Origin of the sequence: Sinisalibacter aestuarii (assembly GCF_027923545.1) — a bacterium.
Lineage (GTDB): Bacteria > Pseudomonadota > Alphaproteobacteria > Rhodobacterales > Rhodobacteraceae > Sinisalibacter > Sinisalibacter aestuarii.
In genome coordinates, this window is the sequence record NZ_BROH01000004.1 from 183,098 (window position 1) to 200,798 (window position 17,701).

The 17,701-nt window shown below is 67.4% G+C and carries 14 protein-coding genes and 2 tRNA genes; 4 read left to right on the forward strand and 12 right to left on the reverse strand.

The genetic code is table 11. From position 1 onward, the window contains the following. Positions 1-12 precede the first annotated feature (12 nt). From grxD to QMG28_RS09320, 3 genes are all read right to left on the reverse strand, one after another. Positions 13-372, reverse strand: a complete 360-nt coding sequence (gene grxD / locus QMG28_RS09310; RefSeq protein ID WP_281841961.1) for a Grx4 family monothiol glutaredoxin — start codon at positions 370-372, stop codon at positions 13-15. Between the two features lie 31 nt (positions 373-403). Continuing rightward, a complete protein-coding gene (locus QMG28_RS09315; protein WP_281841962.1) occupies positions 404-646 on the reverse strand; it encodes a BolA/IbaG family iron-sulfur metabolism protein in 243 nt (80 codons plus the stop codon). Positions 647-718: 72 nt separating this feature from the next. Further along, on the reverse strand, positions 719-1,225 hold the full coding sequence (locus tag QMG28_RS09320; RefSeq protein ID WP_281841963.1) for a GatB/YqeY domain-containing protein: 507 nt from the start codon (positions 1,223-1,225) through the stop codon (positions 719-721). 131 nt (positions 1,226-1,356) lie between these two features. Here QMG28_RS09320 and QMG28_RS09325 point away from each other — a divergent pair, with 131 nt between their 5' ends. Beyond that, positions 1,357-2,349 carry an LLM class flavin-dependent oxidoreductase gene (locus tag QMG28_RS09325; protein ID WP_281841964.1) on the forward strand — a complete coding sequence of 331 codons (993 nt, stop codon included), beginning with the start codon at positions 1,357-1,359 and terminating at the stop codon, positions 2,347-2,349. 16 nt (positions 2,350-2,365) lie between these two features. Here the strand turns inward: QMG28_RS09325 and purL are convergent, their stop codons facing one another. The 3 genes from purL to QMG28_RS09340 all read right to left on the reverse strand — a co-directional run bounded on the left by purL (position 2,366) and on the right by QMG28_RS09340 (position 6,828). After that, positions 2,366-4,531, reverse strand: a complete 2,166-nt coding sequence (purL, locus tag QMG28_RS09330; protein ID WP_281841965.1) for a phosphoribosylformylglycinamidine synthase subunit PurL — start codon at positions 4,529-4,531, stop codon at positions 2,366-2,368. 273 nt (positions 4,532-4,804) lie between these two features. Beyond that, positions 4,805-5,911, reverse strand: coding sequence for a hypothetical protein (locus QMG28_RS09335; RefSeq protein WP_281841966.1), 1,107 nt, complete (start codon positions 5,909-5,911; stop codon positions 4,805-4,807). A gap of 23 nt (positions 5,912-5,934) precedes the next feature. After that, positions 5,935-6,828 (reverse strand): LysR family transcriptional regulator, encoded by an 894-nt coding sequence (locus QMG28_RS09340; protein ID WP_281841967.1) that lies wholly within the window; start codon positions 6,826-6,828, stop codon positions 5,935-5,937. A gap of 203 nt (positions 6,829-7,031) precedes the next feature. On the opposite strand from QMG28_RS09340, the gene QMG28_RS09345 reads away from it, so the two are divergent. Then, complete coding sequence (locus tag QMG28_RS09345; RefSeq protein ID WP_281841968.1) at positions 7,032-10,427, forward strand: indolepyruvate ferredoxin oxidoreductase family protein; 3,396 nt, start codon at positions 7,032-7,034, stop codon at positions 10,425-10,427. A gap of 3 nt (positions 10,428-10,430) precedes the next feature. On the opposite strand, the gene QMG28_RS09350 is transcribed toward QMG28_RS09345, so the two are convergent. Beyond that, positions 10,431-12,278 carry an ABC-F family ATP-binding cassette domain-containing protein gene (locus QMG28_RS09350; RefSeq protein WP_281841969.1) on the reverse strand — a complete coding sequence of 616 codons (1,848 nt, stop codon included), beginning with the start codon at positions 12,276-12,278 and terminating at the stop codon, positions 10,431-10,433. A gap of 201 nt (positions 12,279-12,479) precedes the next feature. Here QMG28_RS09350 and ndk point away from each other — a divergent pair, with 201 nt between their 5' ends. Then, positions 12,480-12,902 carry a nucleoside-diphosphate kinase gene (ndk, locus tag QMG28_RS09355; RefSeq protein ID WP_281841970.1) on the forward strand — a complete coding sequence of 141 codons (423 nt, stop codon included), beginning with the start codon at positions 12,480-12,482 and terminating at the stop codon, positions 12,900-12,902. An 88-nt stretch (positions 12,903-12,990) separates the two neighbouring features. Here the strand turns inward: ndk and QMG28_RS09360 are convergent, their stop codons facing one another. The 4 genes from QMG28_RS09360 to QMG28_RS09375 all read right to left on the reverse strand — a co-directional run bounded on the left by QMG28_RS09360 (position 12,991) and on the right by QMG28_RS09375 (position 15,812). Further along, positions 12,991-13,911: a CE1 family esterase gene (locus QMG28_RS09360; protein ID WP_281841971.1), complete on the reverse strand. Its 921-nt coding sequence runs from the start codon at positions 13,909-13,911 to the stop codon at positions 12,991-12,993. A 426-nt stretch (positions 13,912-14,337) separates the two neighbouring features. Next, positions 14,338-14,484: a hypothetical protein gene (locus tag QMG28_RS09365; protein WP_281841972.1), complete on the reverse strand. Its 147-nt coding sequence runs from the start codon at positions 14,482-14,484 to the stop codon at positions 14,338-14,340. A 285-nt stretch (positions 14,485-14,769) separates the two neighbouring features. Continuing rightward, a tRNA-Asn gene (locus tag QMG28_RS09370) sits at positions 14,770-14,844 on the reverse strand. A 62-nt stretch (positions 14,845-14,906) separates the two neighbouring features. After that, positions 14,907-15,812 carry an MBL fold metallo-hydrolase gene (locus QMG28_RS09375; protein WP_281841973.1) on the reverse strand — a complete coding sequence of 302 codons (906 nt, stop codon included), beginning with the start codon at positions 15,810-15,812 and terminating at the stop codon, positions 14,907-14,909. 135 nt (positions 15,813-15,947) lie between these two features. On the opposite strand from QMG28_RS09375, the gene QMG28_RS09380 reads away from it, so the two are divergent. Further along, positions 15,948-17,486, forward strand: coding sequence for a trimethylamine methyltransferase family protein (locus QMG28_RS09380; protein ID WP_281841975.1), 1,539 nt, complete (start codon positions 15,948-15,950; stop codon positions 17,484-17,486). A gap of 73 nt (positions 17,487-17,559) precedes the next feature. Here the strand turns inward: QMG28_RS09380 and QMG28_RS09385 are convergent. Then, positions 17,560-17,636: transfer RNA gene (locus QMG28_RS09385), tRNA-Ile, on the reverse strand. Positions 17,637-17,701: the final 65 nt, after the last annotated feature.

Sequence of the window (17,701 nt, forward strand, 5' to 3'; positions counted from 1 at the left end):
TGCCCCGCCCGGTCAGGCGTTGGCTTCGCGGATCTTGTCGGCGGCCTCTTTCGAATAGGCCACGCCCTTGTCTTCGAAAAGCTGGTCGAGTTCGCCCGACAGGGTCATCTCGGTGACGATGTCCGAGCCGCCCACGAATTCGCCCTTCACGTAAAGCTGCGGGATGGTCGGCCAGTCGGAGAAATCCTTGATGCCCTGGCGGACCTGCTCGTCGGCCAGCACGTTGACGTCTTTGTACTCCACACCCATGAAGGTGAGCACACCCGCGACGCGGGACGAAAACCCGCATTGCGGCATTTCCTTGGTGCCTTTCATGAACAGCACCACGTCATTCGTGGTAACCGTGTCGCGGATCGTGTCTTGAACGCTCATGTCAGTGTCCTTCCTGTTCGCGTCTCGTCTGTCAGCCGGGGGCCTTGGTGGTCAGGGCCAGCGCATGCAGCGCGCCGTTCGGCCCGTCCATCGTGCCCTTGAGCGCGGCATAGACCGCGCGCTGCTGCTGAACCCGGTTCATGCTGCGGAAGCTCTCGTCGATCACCTCCGCCGCCCAATGGTTGCCGTCGCCGGCAGTGTCGGTGATCGTGATCCTGGCGTCCGGAAAGGCGGCCCGGATCAGCGCTTCGATCTCATGTGCGTCCATCGCCATGCGCGTGGTCTCCCTGCTGACGGTTTCTGACAGAAATAGGCGGGTAATTCGCCCCCCGCAAGGGGCGCGCTGTCACACCCAGTCGCGCAGGCGCGGCAGGAAGGCGGCGAGCCGGGCCGGGGCGCCGCTGTCGAGGAAGGCGGCAAGGGTGGCTTCGGTCCACTCTTCCGGCAGGTAATCTTCGAGCAGGTCTTCGCGTTCGGCCTCCAGCGAGGCGGGCAGATCCAGCCGCCCGGCGGCGACCAGCAATTCCAGCCCGTCGTGCACCCGGCGCATCGCGGCGAAGGCGGCGATCATCGGCTGGGCCAGCTCCGGCTCGTCGCGCCAGTTGCGGCCCTCGAACAGCTCCTGCGTCACCCGCTGGCCTGCGCCGTGGCATTCGTAGCGGGCGCAGCCGCGAAACCCTTCCGCTTCGAGCCGCCCGTAAAGGCTGCAGCCCATCCCGGCGTCGAGATTGGGGCAGGGCAGCCCGGCAGGCTTGTCGATGGCGAAATCCTCGCCCTCGTCGAAGGCGAGCGCCATGCAGCACAGGGCGGCGCAGGATTGGCAATCGGAGCGGAGGTCGGGCAGCATCGACATGGCCGATAGATGGCGCGGGCGCGGGGCCATGGCAAGGGGTGTTTGCGCCGCGTGGCATCGCACGGCCAAAACCGGATGCGGTCTTGGCTTCCCGGAACGAAACGCTTAGCTCTGTCGCAACGGAGGCGCCGATGCAGCATTTTTCACTTCTCGATCTGTCACCCATTCCCGAGGGCGGCAGCGCCGCCGATGCGCTGGCGGGCACCGTTGCGCTGGCGCGCGCCGCCGAGCGGGCGGGCTATCACCGCTACTGGCTCGCAGAGCATCACAACATGCCGGGTATCGCCAGCGCAGCAACCTCGCTGCTGATCGGCCATGTGGCCGGGGCGACGGAGACGATGCGCGTGGGCGCGGGCGGCATCATGCTGCCCAACCATGCGCCGCTGGTGGTGGCCGAACAATTCGGCACGCTCGCCACGCTCTATCCGGGGCGGATCGACCTTGGGCTGGGCCGCGCGCCGGGCACCGACATGGCCACCGCCCGCGCCCTGCGCCGCTACATGGCGCCGGAAGACAGTTTTCCGCAGGATGTGCAGGAGCTGATCTCGTATTTCGGCGAGGCCGACCCGGCAGCGCCGGTGCGGGCAATTCCCGGAACCGGCACCCATGTGCCGGTCTGGATTCTCGGCTCAAGCCTCTACGGCGCGCAACTGGCGGCCTATCTGGGCCTGCCCTATGCCTTCGCCTCGCATTTCGCCCCGGCCATGCTGGAGGAGGCGCTGGATGTCTACCGCCGCACCTTCCGGCCTTCCGAACATCTGGACAAGCCGCATGTGATGATCGCCGCCGGTGTCTTCGCGGCCGACAGCGACGACGAGGCGGCCTATCTGCGCTCGTCGCAACTGATCGCCTTTGCGCGGATAAGAACCGGGCAGCGGGGCAAGCTGCCGCGCCCGACCCATGATCCCGAAAGCGAGATTCCGGCGCCGGTCATGGCGCAGGTGCAGCAGTCGCTCTCCTGCTCCGCCACCGGGGCACCGGCGACCCTGCGCCGCCAACTGGCCGGCCTGATCGAAACCTGGAAGCCCGACGAGCTGATGATCACCGGCATGATCTACGACCCGCAGGCGCGGATCCGCTCGTTCGAGATCGCTGCCGAGGTGCTGACGGATTTGCGCGGCTGAGCGGGGTCGGGGCCGCTCAGGTGGCCTTGGCCTCGAAGCTCGACCGATAGAGCGCGGCCAGCTCGTCGAGCGGCGCGTCGGAGCTGCCGAACTTCACGTTGTGGCCGGTGAAGCGGCCCACCGTGTCGCAGGGCACGCCGGCCTTGCCCGCCGCCACCATCAGCGCCTCGGCCTCGTCGAAATTGCAGGCGACGAGATAGCGCGCCTGGTCTTCGCCGAACAGCGTCGCGGTATCGCCCGCGTCGAGATGCACGCCGACGCCACCGGCCTCGGCCATCTCGAAGGCGGCCAGCGCGAGGCCGCCGTCGGAGAGGTCGGCGCAGGCCTTGATCAGCGCGCGGTTGTCGCGGATGAACTCGCCGTTGCGCTTCTCGGCCACAAGGTCGACATGCGGCGCGTCGCCGTCTTCGCGGTTGAACACTTCCGCAAGCAGCGCCGACTGGCCGAGATGGCCCTGCGTCTCGCCGATCACGAGGGCGACATGGCCGTCGCGGGCCACACCGGCGATCAGGTCGGTGTCGAGGTTCTTCAAAAGCCCCACCGCGCCGATGGTGGGCGTCGGCAGGATGCCCTCGCCATCGGTCTCGTTGTAAAGCGAGACGTTGCCCGACACGATCGGCATGTTCAGCGCCTCGACCGCCGCGCCGATGCCTTTGATCGCGCCGACGAACTGGCCCATGATCGCGGGCTTTTCGGGGTTGCCGAAATTGAGGTTGTCGGTGGTGGCGAGCGGCAGGGCGCCCACGGCAGTGAGGTTGCGATAGGCTTCCGCCACCGCCTGCTTGCCGCCCTCGACCGGGTTGGCTTTCACATAGCGCGGCGTCACGTCGGAGGTGAAGGCCACCGCCTTGTCAGTGCCATGCACCCGCACCACACCGGCGCCAAGGCCCGGCGCGCGCACCGTGTCGGCCATGACCATATGGTCGTATTGCTCATAGACCCATTGCTTGGCGGCGTAGTTGGGCGAGGAGATCAGCGCCTTCAGCCCGTCGATGGGGTCGACCTCGACCACATCGTCGAGCGGGTCGGCGGGGGCGGTTTCTTCCCAGGGCCGGTCATATTCCGGGGCGTTGCCCGAAAGCGCGCGCAGCGGCAGATCGGCCCAGCATTCCCCCTTGTGCATGATCACAAAGCGGTCTTCCGGCAGGGTCTCGCCGACGATGGCGAAATCGAGATCCCATTTCTCGAACACCGCCCGCGCCTCGGCTTCCTTCTCGGGGTTCAGCACCATGAGCATCCGCTCCTGGCTTTCCGAGAGCATCATTTCATAGGCGGTCATGTTCTCTTCGCGCTGCGGCACCGCGTCGAGGTCGAGCCGGATGCCGAGCTCGCCCTTGTCGCCCATTTCCACCGCCGAACAGGTAAGGCCAGCGGCCCCCATATCCTGAATCGAAATGACGGCACCGGTGGCCATCAGCTCCAGTGTGGCTTCCATCAGGCGTTTCTCGGTGAACGGATCGCCCACCTGCACCGTCGGGCGCTTTTCCTCGATGGAATCGTCGAATTCCGCCGAGGCCATGGTGGCGCCGCCCACGCCGTCGCGCCCGGTCTTGGCGCCGAGATAGACCACCGGCATCCCCACGCCCGAGGCGGCGGAGTAGAAAATCTTGTCGGTGTCGATCAGCCCCGCGGCGAAGGCGTTGACGAGGCAGTTGCCGTTATAGGCCGGGTGGAAGCGCACCTCGCCGCCGATGGTGGGCACGCCGAAGCAATTGCCATAGCCGCCGATCCCCTCGACCACGCCATGCACGAGGCGCCTGGTCTTGGGATGGTCCACCTCGCCGAAGCTCAGCGAGTTCATCGCCGCAATCGGGCGCGCGCCCATGGTGAACACGTCGCGCAGGATCCCGCCCACGCCGGTGGCCGCGCCCTGATAGGGCTCGATATAGGAAGGGTGGTTGTGGCTCTCCATCTTGAAGACCACCGCCTGCCCGTCGCCGATATCGACGATGCCGGCATTTTCGCCCGGCCCGCAGATCACCTGGTCGCCGGTGGTGGGCAGGGTGCGCAGCCATTTCTTTGACGATTTGTAAGAGCAATGCTCGTTCCACATCGCCGAGAAGATGCCAAGCTCGGTGAAATTGGGCGCCCGGTTGAGGATGCGCAGAATCTCACCATATTCATCGGGCTTGATCCCGTGCGCGGCGATCAGGTCTTCGGTGATTTCGGGCTCTTGGCTCATCGGCGCATCCCCTGCGGCAGCTTCCTTGCCGGTGTCATAAGGGATGGTGTGAAGCGGGGAAAGGCCCCGTCACGCCGCAGAGGTGCGCGGTGCGCAAAAAAAAGACCGGGCGCAAGGCCCGGCCTAAGTCCAACAGGGAGGTAAAAGCCGATCGGAGTTGCCTCTATGATCGGCTTTGAGCTTGATTTATGGGCGGAATGAAAATGCTTCAAGGGTAAATGCTGCAATGCAGCTATGCATTTTATGCATGGCTTGCGGCGGGCAGGCGAATCTCTAGCCGGACGTCGCGGCTTTGATGCGGGCGAGCCTGTCGGCCATGTATTTGGCTTTCCAGCCTTTTTCAGCAGTCAAGGCGCCGTATTCCGCGGCCCGTTCCTTCAGCGCGGCGATCTCGGCGGTTGTCAGCCATGCCTCCGGTTGTAAAGGCATCCGTTCGCTCACGGCGGTGTCGGCGGCTTCGTCGAGCGCCTGCGCGAGCAGCGCCCGCCCGCCGAACCAGTCGGAATCGATTGTGGCCGCATCGCCCCGAAAGGCGCTGCGCAGCCGGGTGGCGAGGCCCTTATGCGGGCGCAGCCGCGTCGAGGCGCCACCGGCGGGGCGCAGCGTGTCGATCTGTTCGGCGAGCATCCAGCCGAGCGCATGGTGTGTCGCGCGGCCCAGATCGGGCAGGGCGCGGTGCACCACGTGAAGCCGCATCAGATCCTCGATGCCGAGGCTTTCGTTGCTTTTGTGTTCGGGGGCGAAGGTCGCCACGCCGGGGCCGAGAGCGGTGGCGATCAGATCCTTGAGCACGCTGCCCTCGGTCAGCTCCGCCCTGATCATCGGACGAACCTTGTAGGCATCGCCGAACACCGTCCGCCAGGCAGCCAGACGGCGCGTATATTTGCGCCGTGCCCGGGCGCCGGCCTCGACCCCGTTCCAGGGGTTTTCCGCCGACCAGCCAAGTTTGATATGCTCCGCCAGGCCCGAAATGACCCGCGGGATATGCGGGCGGAGATAGGTGGTGACGGTGAGCTGACCGGGTGCGGTCGTCAGGTGGCGGGCGAGCGCGCGGGCCAGCGCGCGGGGATCTACCGCTTCGAGGTTTTCCGCTGAAAGAACGGTCAGATCGGCCTGTTCGGCCAAGGCGCGCCGGGCAAATCCCTTGAACGGCTCGTCGCGCACGACGCTCCGCTTGGGCTGAAAGAAGAACCGGCCGCGCTCACGCCCGGCCAGCCCGTTGTGATTGAAATGATGCTTGCCGAGCGGATAGGCGATCCGGCCCCCGGGCAGCGTCACGTCGCCGCGCGTCAGCGCATGTTGGATCGAGGTCGTGCCGGTCTTGTGATCCCCGGTATGGATCAGGAGTTTCCCCGCGAGCGGGGCCGGATGCTTCGCCACGTATTCTCCTCCGTGCCGCCGGCTCAGCGCTGCGCCTGGCGACGGAACTCAAAGATTTCCTCGGTCACGAAATCGCGGAAGGCCGCGACGCGCTTGGAATGGCGCAATTCCTCCGGGTAGGCAAGGAAGACCGGGATTTCTTTCGATTCGCTGAACGGCATGACCGGTTCGAGGTCGGGGAATTCCTGCGCCACATAATCGGGCAGCACGCCGATGCCGAGGCCGTTCAGTACCGCCTGCAACACGCCGAAGTAATTGTTCACCGTCAGCAGCGACTGGATATCGTAGGTCAGCAGCTCCTGCACATAGCTGGCGCCCGCCGATACCTGCGCGGTGGTCGTGTTCATGCAGATCAGCCGGTGATGATGGAGATCCGAAAGCTGCTCGGGCCGGCCATGCGCGTCGAGATAGCCGGGCATGGCGTAGAGCCGCATATTGACGCTCATCAGCCGCTTGCGCACGAGGTCGGCCTGGCTTGGCTCTTTCATCCGGATTGCCAGGTCGGCCTCGCGCATCGGCAGGTCGAGCACGCGCTCCTCCAGCATCAGGTCGATCTTCAGATCCGGGTGCTGTTCGTAAAGCTTGGGCAGGCGCGGCGCTAGCCAGAGCGAGCCGAAGCCGGTGGTGGTGGTCACCCGCAACTCGCCAAACACCTCTTCCTTCGAATCGCGGATGCGGGCCTCGGCGGTTTCGAGCCGCTGCGCCATTGCCTTCGTCGCGTCGAACAGAAGCTCGCCCTGCTCGGTCAGGATCAGGCCGCGGGCATGGCGATGAAACAGCGTGGCGTTGAGGCTTTCCTCAAGCGCGCGGATCTGGCGCGACACGGCGGATTGGCTGAGGTTGAGCGAATCTCCTGCGTGAGTCAGAGACCCCGCATCTGCCACCGCGTGGAAAATCCTGAGCTTGTCCCAATCCATGTTTCTACCGGAAATCGTTACCGTGAACGTTCGTATACCACGGATATGGGCACGTCATGCCAAAAGCCAAGGATGGCGGGCGTTTGTCGTTTTAGGGACACGGTTTCCGCCGCGCGGCCGGGCGCAGCGGGGCACGAAAAGCGGTTTCCCCGCCGGGCAATGCCCTCTAGCATCGCGGCCACGTCACAGGATTGCCCGCCACGATGACCAGACAGGCCCACAGCCTCGACGAGCGCTTCGACCTGAGCGCAAGCCCGGTGCTGATCACCGGCACCCAGGCGCTGGTGCGGCTGGTGCTGATGCAAAAGGCGCGGGATGAGGCGGCAGGGCTGAATACGGGCGGCTACGTGACCGGCTATCGCGGCTCGCCGCTCGGCTCGGTCGATAGCTGGATGGTGCGCAAGGCGGCGGCGCTGGAGGCGGCGGATATCCGGTTTCAGCCGGCGCTGAACGAGGATCTTGCCGCCACCGCGCTCTGGGGCAGCCAGCAGGCCGGGCTGCGCGGCGAAGGGCGCTTCGATGGCGTCTTCGGCCTGTGGTACGGCAAGGGGCCGGGGGTGGATCGTTCTGGCGATGTGATGCGCCACGTCAACATGGCCGGCACCGCGCCCCATGGCGGCGTGCTGATGGCGATGGGCGACGACCACACCGGCGAAAGCTCCACCGTGGTCCATGCCTCCGACACCGCCGCGATTGATGCGGGAATGCCTGTGCTTTCCCCCGCCGGGGTGCAGGAGGTGCTGGATTACGGGCTCTATGGCTGGGCGCTCAGCCGCTTCGCCGGGCTCTGGGTCGGGCTGAAGCTGATCAAGGATACTGTCGAGAGCACGGCGGTGGTGGACGGGCGGGTGGACCGGATGACCTTCGTCACGCCGGAGATCGACATGCCCGAGGGCGGGCTGCATATCCGGCTGGTGGATGACCGGGTGCCGCAGGAGCCGCGCCTGCACCGTTACAAGATCCCCGCCGCCGAAGCCTTCGCCCGCGCCAACCGGATCGACAGGCGCGGGCTCGGCCAGCCGGGGGCGAAGATCGGCTTCGTCGCGGCGGGCAAATCCTGGCTCGACCTGGCCCATGCGCTCGACCTCCTCGGGATCGGCGAGGACGAGGCGACCCGCCTTGGGGTGACGGCCTACAAGATCGGCCAGGTCTGGCCGCTCGACCGGCAGAGCTTTGCCGACTGGGCCGACGGGCTCGACCTCATCGTTCTGGTCGAGGAGAAACGCAAGATCATCGAAGGGCAGGTGAAAGACCTGCTGTTCGGCCGGCCCGGCCTGCGGGTGCTCGGCGCGCGCGATGCGGACGGGGCGGAGCTGTTTCCCGCGCATGGCGTGCTCGATCCGGTCACCATCGGGCTGAAGCTCGCCGCGCTGATCGAGGCCGAGGGCCGTGGCTCCGGCCGGCTCGCCGCCGCCCGCGCCACGCTGGCCGAGGCGGCCCAGCCCGACAATGCCCCGGCGCTCGCCGCCCGGCTGCCCTATTTCTGCTCCGGCTGCCCGCACAATACCTCCACGAAGCTCCCCGAAGGCTCGCGCGCCTATGCCGGGATCGGCTGCCACTACCTCGTGCAGCACATGGACCGCGAGACGCTGGGCTTCACCCAGATGGGCGGCGAGGGGGCGAACTGGATCGGCGAGGCGCCGTTTTCCACCACCGGGCATGTCTTCGTGAACATGGGCGACGGCACCTATAATCATTCCGGCCTGATGGCGATCCGCGCGGCCATCGCGGCGGGCACCACGATGACCTACAAGATCCTCTATAACGACGCGGTGGCGATGACCGGCGGGCAGGGCAACGATGGCGGGCTGGACGCGCCGAAGATCGCCCGCGAGATGCTGGCCGCCGGCGCAGCGAAGGTGGTGCTGGTCTATGACCCGAAGGAAGAGATCGACCTTGCCGCCTTCCCCCGCGAGGTGGCGCGCCACAGCCGGGACGAGTTGATCGGCGTTGAGGAAAGCTTGCGCGATATCAAGGGGGTAACGGTCCTTCTTTACGCGCAGACCTGCGCCGCCGAAAAGCGCCGCCGCCGCAAGCGCGGCACCTTCCCCGATCCCGACCGGCGGGTCTTCATCAACGCCGATATCTGCGAGGGCTGCGGCGATTGCGGCGTGCAGTCCAATTGCGTCTCGATCCTGCCGGTGGACACCGAGCTTGGCCGCAAACGCGCCATCGACCAATCCGCTTGCAACAAGGACTTCTCCTGCCTGAACGGATTCTGCCCCTCCTTCGTCACGGTGGAGGGCGGCACCCCGCGCCGCGAGGCGGCCGAGGCGCTCGATCTTCCCGCCATGCCGGAGCCGGACCTCCCCGCGATTTCAGGCACATGGAATACGATCGTCACCGGCGTGGGCGGCAAGGGGGTGGTGACCATCGGCGCGATCATGGCGCAGGCCGCGCATCTCGACGGGCGCGGGGCGGCGCTGATCGACATGACCGGGATCGCCCAGAAAGGCGGCGCGGTGACGGTGCATCTGCGCATCGCGGCACGGCCCGAAGACATCACCGCGATCCGGGTGGCGGCGGGCGAGGCCGATGCCCTGATCGGTGGCGATCTGGTGGTGTCGGCCAGCCCGACCACGCTCGCGCTCACCCGCACGGGGCGCAGCGGCGCGGTGGTGGACGGGCATGACACGATCACCGGCGCCTTCACCCGCGATCCTGATTTTCGCATTCCAAACGACCGTTTGGCGCTGGCTCTTGAGGCACGGCTCAAGGACCGGCTCAGGCTGTTCGACGCCTCGGAACTGGCCCGCCTGCTGATGGGCGACAGCCTCTATTCCAACATGATGGTGCTGGGCGCGGCCTGGCAATGCGGGCTGGTGCCGATCGGCCATGCGGCGCTGATGGAGGCAATCGCGCTCAACGGGCAGGCCGTCGAGGCCAATGCCCGCGCCTTTGAACTGGGCCGCTGGGCCATGCTGCATCCGCAGGCGGCTGCGGCGCGGATCGCCGGGCCTTCGATGGCGCAGCCGAACAGCCTGGCGGACAAGATCGCGTTCCGTGCCGACCACCTCACCGCCTATCAGGGCAAGGCGCTGGCCGGGCGCTACCGCGAGCGGGTCGGGGCCGCGCCCGAGCCGGTCCGGGCAGCGGTGGCGGAGGGCTATCATAAGCTCCTGGCCTACAAGGATGAATACGAGGTTGCCCGGCTGATGGGCGAGACCCGGGCAAAGGCCGAAGCGCTGTTCGAGGGCGATCTGCGCCTGTCGCTTCACATGGCGCCGCCGATCCTCAGCCGCACCGGCCCCGATGGCCGCCCGGTGAAGCGCCGCTTCGGCGCCTGGCTCCTGCCGCTGATGGGCCTCCTGAAACACTTCAAAACCCTGCGCGGCACGCCGTTCGATCCGTTCGGCTACAGTGCCGAGCGCAAGCTGGAGCGGATGCTGATCCGGCAATACGAGACCGATCTGGACGAGATCGCCGCCGGGCTGACCCCGGCCACCGAAGAGATCGCCCGCGAACTCCTGCGCCTGCCGCTCACCATTCGCGGCTTCGGCCCGGTGAAGGCGGCCAATGCGGTGGCGGCCGGGGCGCGGCGGGCGGAGCTTCTTGCGGCATTCCGGGCCGGCGGTGCGCTGGCGAAGGCGGCGGAGTAGGGGCTAGCCGCCCGCCGCATCCAGCTTTTCCTGCGCGCCGATCCAGAGCGCCTCGGCCCGGTCGAGCCCCTCCATCACCTCGGCGTATTTCTTCTGCCAGACCTCGATCTCGCCGGCGCGGCCGGGCTCGTAGAGCTCCGGGTCAGCCAGCTTTTCGGCCAGCCGCCCGCGCATCTCCTCAAGCTTTTCCACCCGCACCTCGCATTTACGCAACTCGGCACGCAGCGCCAGAAGCGCGCTCCGGTCGGGCTTCCTCGGCTGGTCCCGGGGCTTTTCGGCCTTCGCGGGCGCATCGCTCGTCAGCAGCAGCTTGCGGTAGGCGTCGAGATCGTCCTCGAACGGCACCACCCGCCCGCCCTTCACCAGCCAGAGCCGGTCGGCGACGAGGCTGAGCAGGTGCATGTCGTGGCTGACCAGCACCACCGCGCCGGAATATTCCGTGAGCGCCTCCACCAGCGCTTCGCGGCTTTCGATATCGAGATGGTTGGTCGGCTCGTCGAGGATCAAGAGATGCGGCGCGTCCAGCGTGGCCAGCAGCAGCGTCAGCCGCGCCTTCTGCCCGCCCGAGAGCTTCGCCACCAGCGTCTCGGCCTGCTCGGCCATCAGCCCGAAGCCCGACAGCCGCGCGCGCCACTTTGCCGGGCCTTCGCCGGGGCGCAGCCGCCTAAGCGTGTCGAGCGGCGTCTCCTCCGGGCGCAGCACATCCATCTGGTGCTGGGCGAAATAGCCGATCCTGAGTTTGGAACTGCGGGTGATCCGGCCCGAAAGCGGGTCAAGCTCGCCGGCGATCAGCTTCGACAGCGTCGACTTGCCCTCGCCATTGCGCCCCAGAAGCGCGATCCGGTCGTCCTGGTCGATCCGCAGATCGAGCCGCGAGAGCACCGCGCGCCCGTCATAACCCACGCTCGCCCCTTCCATGTTGACGATGGGGGGCGACAGCTCCTCCGGTTCGGGGAAGGAGAACTTGCGCAAGGCCGCCTCCTGCGGCAGCGCCACGAATTTCAGCCGCTCGATCATCTTCAGCCGGCTCTGCGCCTGCTTGGCCTTCGATTCCTTGTAGCGGAACCGGTCGACGAAACTTTGCAGATGCGCGCGCCGCGCCTCGGCCTTGCGGTTCTCGGCCTCTGCCACGGCGAGCCGCGCCGCGCGGGTTTCGGCGAAGGTGTCGTAGGGCCCGGAATAATAGCTGAGTTTGCGGTCTTCGAGATGCAGGATGCCGGTGACCGCGCGGTTGAGCAGGGCACGGTCATGGCTGACGATGATCACCGTATGCGGATAACGCGCGAGGTAGCTTTCCAGCCACAGCGCGCCTTCGAGGTCGAGATAATTGGTCGGCTCGTCGAGCAAGAGCAGATCGGGCTGCGAGAACAACACCGCCGCCAGCGCCACCCGCATCCGCCAGCCGCCGGAGAAATCGGCGCAGGGCCGGCTCTGGTCGGCATCGTCGAAGCCGAGCCCCTTCAGGATCGAGGCCGCCCGCGCCTCAGCCGACCAGGCGTCGATATCGGCCAGCCGGGTCTGGATCTCGGCGATCCGGTGGGCATCGGTCGCCACCTCGTTCTCGGCCATCAGTGCGGCGCGTTCGGTATCGGCGGCGAGCACCGTGTCGATCAGGCTCTCGTCCGTCGCCGGCGCTTCCTGCGCCACCCCGCCGATCCGCGCGCCCTTCGGCACCGAGATCGCGCCGGTCTCCAGCGTCAGCTCGCCCCGGATCAGCCGAAACAGCGTGGTCTTGCCGGTGCCGTTGCGCCCGACCAGGCCCACCTTGTGGCCTTCCGGGATCACGGCGCTGGCATGCTCGATCAGCGGCCGGCCCTCGATGGAAAATGAGATATCGTCGATGCGCAACATGGCCCCTCCCTGCCGCAACCGCGCGGGAGCGTCAATTCCCCCTTCATCTTGCCGGAAATATCCCGGGGGTGTGGGGGCAGCGCCCCCACGCCGGTCGGACCGGCGCAAGCCGGTTCGAAACCCTTTCCATCACCGCCGCCCCATGTTAGCAGGCGCGCGAGATTCCCCGGGCATTGCCCGCAGACGATAAAGAGGACCGACATGGCCATTCAACGCACCTTCTCCATCATCAAGCCCGACGCCACCAAGCGTAACCTCACCGGCGCGATCAACGCCAAGATCGAGGCCGCCGGCCTGCGCATCATCGCGCAGAAGCGCATCCGCATGACGCAAGCCCAGGCCGAGACCTTCTACGGCGTCCACAAGGACCGCCCCTTCTTCGGCGAGCTGGTCGAATTCATGATCTCCGAGCCGGTGGTGGTGCAGGTGCTCGAAGGCGAAAACGCCATCGCGAAATACCGCGACGTGATGGGCGCCACCAACCCCGAGCAGGCCGACGAAGGCACCATCCGCAAGGAATTCGCCCTCTCGGTCGGCGAAAACTCGGTGCATGGCTCCGACGCGCCGGAAACCGCGGCCGTCGAGATCGCCTATTTCTTCTCGGGCCTCGAACTGGTCGGCTGAACCAGCCACACCGATCCGACAGACGGGCCGCTCCCCGGGGGCGGCCTTTTTCGTTGCGGTGCCGGGGCTATGTGATCCGTTTCCCGCGCTAGCGGAAACGTGAGAAAAAGCTCCAGACCGCCGCCGTGCCGTCGATCTCGCGGGTGGTGTCGCCGGTGATGGGCTGGATCGGCCCGCCATTTGGCCAGCGGTGGCCGGCGCCCTCGATCCGGTAACCTTCCACGGCGCGGCCGCCTGCGCAGCCATACCAGCCGACGCGGCGCACGCTGGTGCCATCGTCCTTTTCGTCCCAGTTGCGCGTTTCGGGGGCGCCGGAACAGCCGTTCAGCCGGGCAAAGAGCTGTACCGTCTCGTCATGCCCGCGCAGCCGCATCAGGGCCAGCGGACCCGACGGCACCTGGCCGCCCTCATAGGGCACCACCCGGTCGTCGCTGCCATGGATCATCAACACGCCATGCGGCGGGCGGCGGGTGCAATCGTCGGCCAGCAATTCGGGCAGCTGCGAGGCCACCGTGGCCACGGCGCGAAACAGGCCGGGGCGCTTGCAGGCATAGGAAAAGCCGATCATGCCGCCCTGCGAGAAGCCGACAAGAAAGATCCGGCGCGGGTCGATCTCCGCCCGCTTGCGGATATCGGCCATCATCCAGTCGAGATAGGCCAGATCGTCGCGCTGCGGCCGCAGCCGTTCGGCCCCCACGCCTTCGCCAATATTCCACACCCGGCCCCAGGCGGAGGGGTAGGCGACGACGAACCCGTATTGCTCGGCAAAGACGTCGAGCCGCCCGCGCGCCAGATGGTCGCGCATCGACGAGCCGTCCTCCAGCAGCCCATGCACCGCCACCACCAGCGGTGCCGGGCCGCTAAGGCCCTTCGGCACGGTCAGCATGTAATGGCGTTCGAGGTCGTCGCGTTCGGTGGTGATCGTCCGGGTCTCGCCGGCGGCGGGCCCGGTGACGAGGCTGGCAATCAGCAGGACAACGGGCAGAACATGGGAGAGGGCGTGTATCATCCGGCAGATTTATGTAGCGGGCGGCGTCGGGTCAATCGCCCGGCCGGCGTTCGGCTGAAGGCCGCAGGCCGATCTCGGCGCGCAGGCGGCCGAACCCCGCCGGGCGCCGGGGCCGCGCGGCGGCGGCGATTGCGTCGAACCTGGCGTGCAGGCGGCGCGTCTCAGCCGCGCCGCACGCCGTCCAGATGCGCCCTATGAGACCCAGACCAGCGCGTCACAGCCAATGAGATGCGGCCGCTCGCCGGATCCGATCGGCGTCGCACAGGCCGCATCCGCAGCAAGTGGGCGCAGTGCCTCGGCGCTGTCGATCCCGGCCCGCGCAAGGCGCGCCCGGAAGCGGGGCCAGGGTTGCGGACGCCGGAGGCGGGCGCGGACATGCGCCCGATCATGCCGCAGCCGCGCCGAAACCCAAAGCCTCCCCTCGGTTCAGATCATGGCCCAGTCGGAATAGACCGGCTTCGGCTCCGATTTCGTCTCGGGCCGTTTCGGCGGCTGCTTCGGGGTTTCGGGTTTCCTGGAATCTTTCGGAGATTGCGGTTTCGGGGCCTTGCGGGGGTCCTGAGACGACGCCATATGCCTGCTCCTTCAGCGGACCCGGTGGCGCAAGTCGGGCCCGGTTTCATTTGCCCTGAGGCCTCCTTCTGCCGGGAGGTCCATCCGGTCAGGGTCGACGCGGAATGGGGGGATTGCGTGGCGGGAATGTGGCGAAAATGGGGCGATTGATGCGGGTATCGCCGCGCGCCGCCGCCGCGACGGACCGGCAGAACGGGGCCGTGGCAAGATTCTGGCAACAGCGACAAGAGATGTCTTGAAACGCTGCGAGACGAGGCGCCAGCCCCTTGTTTTAGTGGAGATCTTTGGCTCCGGCGGTAGGGATCGAACCTACGACCAATTGATTAACAGTCAACTGCTCTACCGCTGAGCTACGCCGGAACACGGAGGGGCATTTAGCAACAAGGGATTCCCCGCGCAAGGGGGGAAATTTCATTTTCGGATCAAATGCGCTCGAACAGGGCGTTGGGGGCGAGCGCCGGGCCTGGGCGGACGAGGCCGCGGGTGGTCAGGTCGATCAGATGGGCGAAGACGTTGCGCTCGGCGGCGGGCAGGAGGGTTGCGGGCGTGTCGGTGTAGATTCTGGCGGTGAGCGTGGGGATGTCGGAGGGGCGCGGGGCGAGGGCGTCGAGAATCGCCGACTCGCGGGCCTTGCGGTGGGCCACCAGCCAGTCGAGCCGGTCGGCGGGGTCGGTCACGGCGGCGCCGTGGGCGGGGTGAAAGATGCGGTCGGTCCGGGTGCGGAGCCGGGCGCAGGAGGCAAGGAAGGCGGTGAGATCGCCGTCGGGCGGCGAGATCAGGGTCGAGGCCCAGCCCATCACGTGATCGCCGGTGAACACGGTATCGCCGAGCGCGAAGCTGAGATGGTTGGACATATGGCCCGGCGTCCAGATCGCCTCGAGCGTCAGGCCGCCCCCGATATCGATCGTCTCGCCGTCCTCCAGCGGCTCGTCGGGGGCGAAGGTTGTGTCGACCCCTTCGCCGCCGCCGGTGAGGCCCCGCGCGGCAAGGTCGGCCATCACCTCGGAACGCCCGGCAGTGGCCCCGCCAAAGGCCAGCACCCTGGCGCCGGTGGCCTCGGCCAACGGCTGGGCGAGGGGCGAATGGTCGAGATGGGCATGGCTGACGAGGATCCGCGCCACCCGCTCGCCGGGAGCGAGCCCGGCGAGAATCGCATTGAAATGCACCGGCAGCGCCGGGCCGGGATCGAGCAGGGTCACCTCGCCTTCGCCGATCACGAAGGTGTTGGTGCCCCAGAAGGTCATCGGCGAGGGATTCGGCGCAAGGATGCGGCGGATGCCGGGGGCGAGCGGCACGACCGTGCCGGGCAGGGGGGCGGTGTCTGTCATGGCGGCCACGAAACCGTGCCCGCCCGGCCTTGGCAAGCCCCTTGCGCGCCTGCGCCGCCCGCGCCATGCTCGCGCCGCTCAAGTGGGCCCGCAGTGAGCCAAAACGGTGTGTGCCGCAGGACAGAGGAGACGCCCATGGCCCGCCGCCCCCGCAAGGATCGCCATGCCGATATCCCGCCGAAGGCGGATGCTTTTCACCTCGCGCCTGCTGCCGCGCCGCGCCCGCGCTTCGAGATCGGCGGCGAGGCGGCGCGGGCGGCGATCTTCGATCACGCCCTGCGGCTGCTTGGCGAACATGGCGTTGCGGTGATCCACGAGGCGGCCCATGCGGCGCTGGTGAAAGCCGGGGCGCACCCGGGCAGCACGCCCGAGCGGCTGCGCTTTCCGCGCGAACTGGTTGAGGAAGCGCTGGGTGAGACGCCGAAAACCGCGCTGCTTGCGGGCAAGCGGCCGGCGCGCGATCTGCGCCTGCCGCGGCGCGACAATGGCTTCGTGATGCGCACCGGCACCGGCGCGCATGGCTTTGTCGAGATCGACAGCCGCGATTACCGCAACATGGAGATCGGCGATGTCGCCACCATTGCGCGGCTGGCCAACGGGCTCGATGAGGTGGGCTTCATCGCCCATCCGTTCTCCTACGGGGTGCATGAGCTGACGAGCGATATTCACGGGGTGGGCGAGCTTGTCGTCAATACCGACAAGCATATCTGGCTCCAGCCCTATAACGTCGAGAATGTCGAATATCTGGTAAAGATCGTCGAGGCGGCGGGATCGACGCGGGAGCGCCCCATTGCCTCGATGATCATGTGCTCCTTCACGCCGCTGGAATTCAAGGTGATGGATGTGGAGGCGCTGATCCGGGCGGGCCGGGCGGGGCTGCCGGTTCATGCCTGCTCGCTGCCCTCGGCGGGGGGCACCGCGCCGCTCTCGGTGGCGGGCAATGTGCTGATGGCGGTGACGGAGATCCTCGCCATGGTGACGATGGGCCATGTGCTCGCGCCGGGCCTGCCGATCATCGCGACGCCGCTCATGTTCACGCTCGACATGGCCACCGGGCAGGCGCTGCATGCCTGCCCCGAAAGCCTGCAGGCCAAGGCGCTGGCGGTCGAGGTGCTGCGCGGCCTCGGGCTGATGACCCACACCTATGGCATGGGGTCCGACACGCCCGCCGCCGATATCCAGTCAATGGCCGAGCGGGCGCTGCTGGGGCAGGCGGTGGCGCTGGCGGGGGCCGACGTACTGGGCGGGGTGGGGCAGTTGCAGACCGCGACGGTGTTCGACCCGGTGCAGGCGGTGCTGGACGATGCTCTGGGCGGCTATCTGCGCGGCCTGATCGCCACCCCGCCTGTGGACGAGGCTGCCTTCAACTGGGACGAGCTCAGCCGGATCGGGATCGGCGGGCATTTCCTCTCATCCGAGCAGACGCTGGCCTTGTGCCGCAGCCAGTATCGCCCCGACATCTTCCGCCGCGACCGGCGCGACGATTACGACAAGGCCGGACGGCGCGGCGCCTGGGAAGAGGCACGCGACCGGGCCAGACGCCTGATCGCCGCCGATCTGCCCAGGGGGCTGCCGGATCAGACCGCGCGGGCCGAGATCGCCGCGCTGCGCAAGCGGGCGGATGCGGAGATCGCGGAGAAGGCCACGGTTTCGGGCCGGCGGGCGGTGGTCTGAGCCCGGTTTCTTTTTGAGAAACCTGCGCGAAATCTCAGAAAGATTTCGCCTTCTGCCGTCCCGGCGGCGATTTTGGTAGGCCCGGAGGGACTCGAACCCCCAACCAAGGCGTTATGAGCGCCCTGCTCTAACCAATTGAGCTACAGGCCCACCGTGAGAAAAGCTCCTACCATCTGCGCCCGCCGGGTCAAGCGGACGTTGCCTTTCGCCCCGGC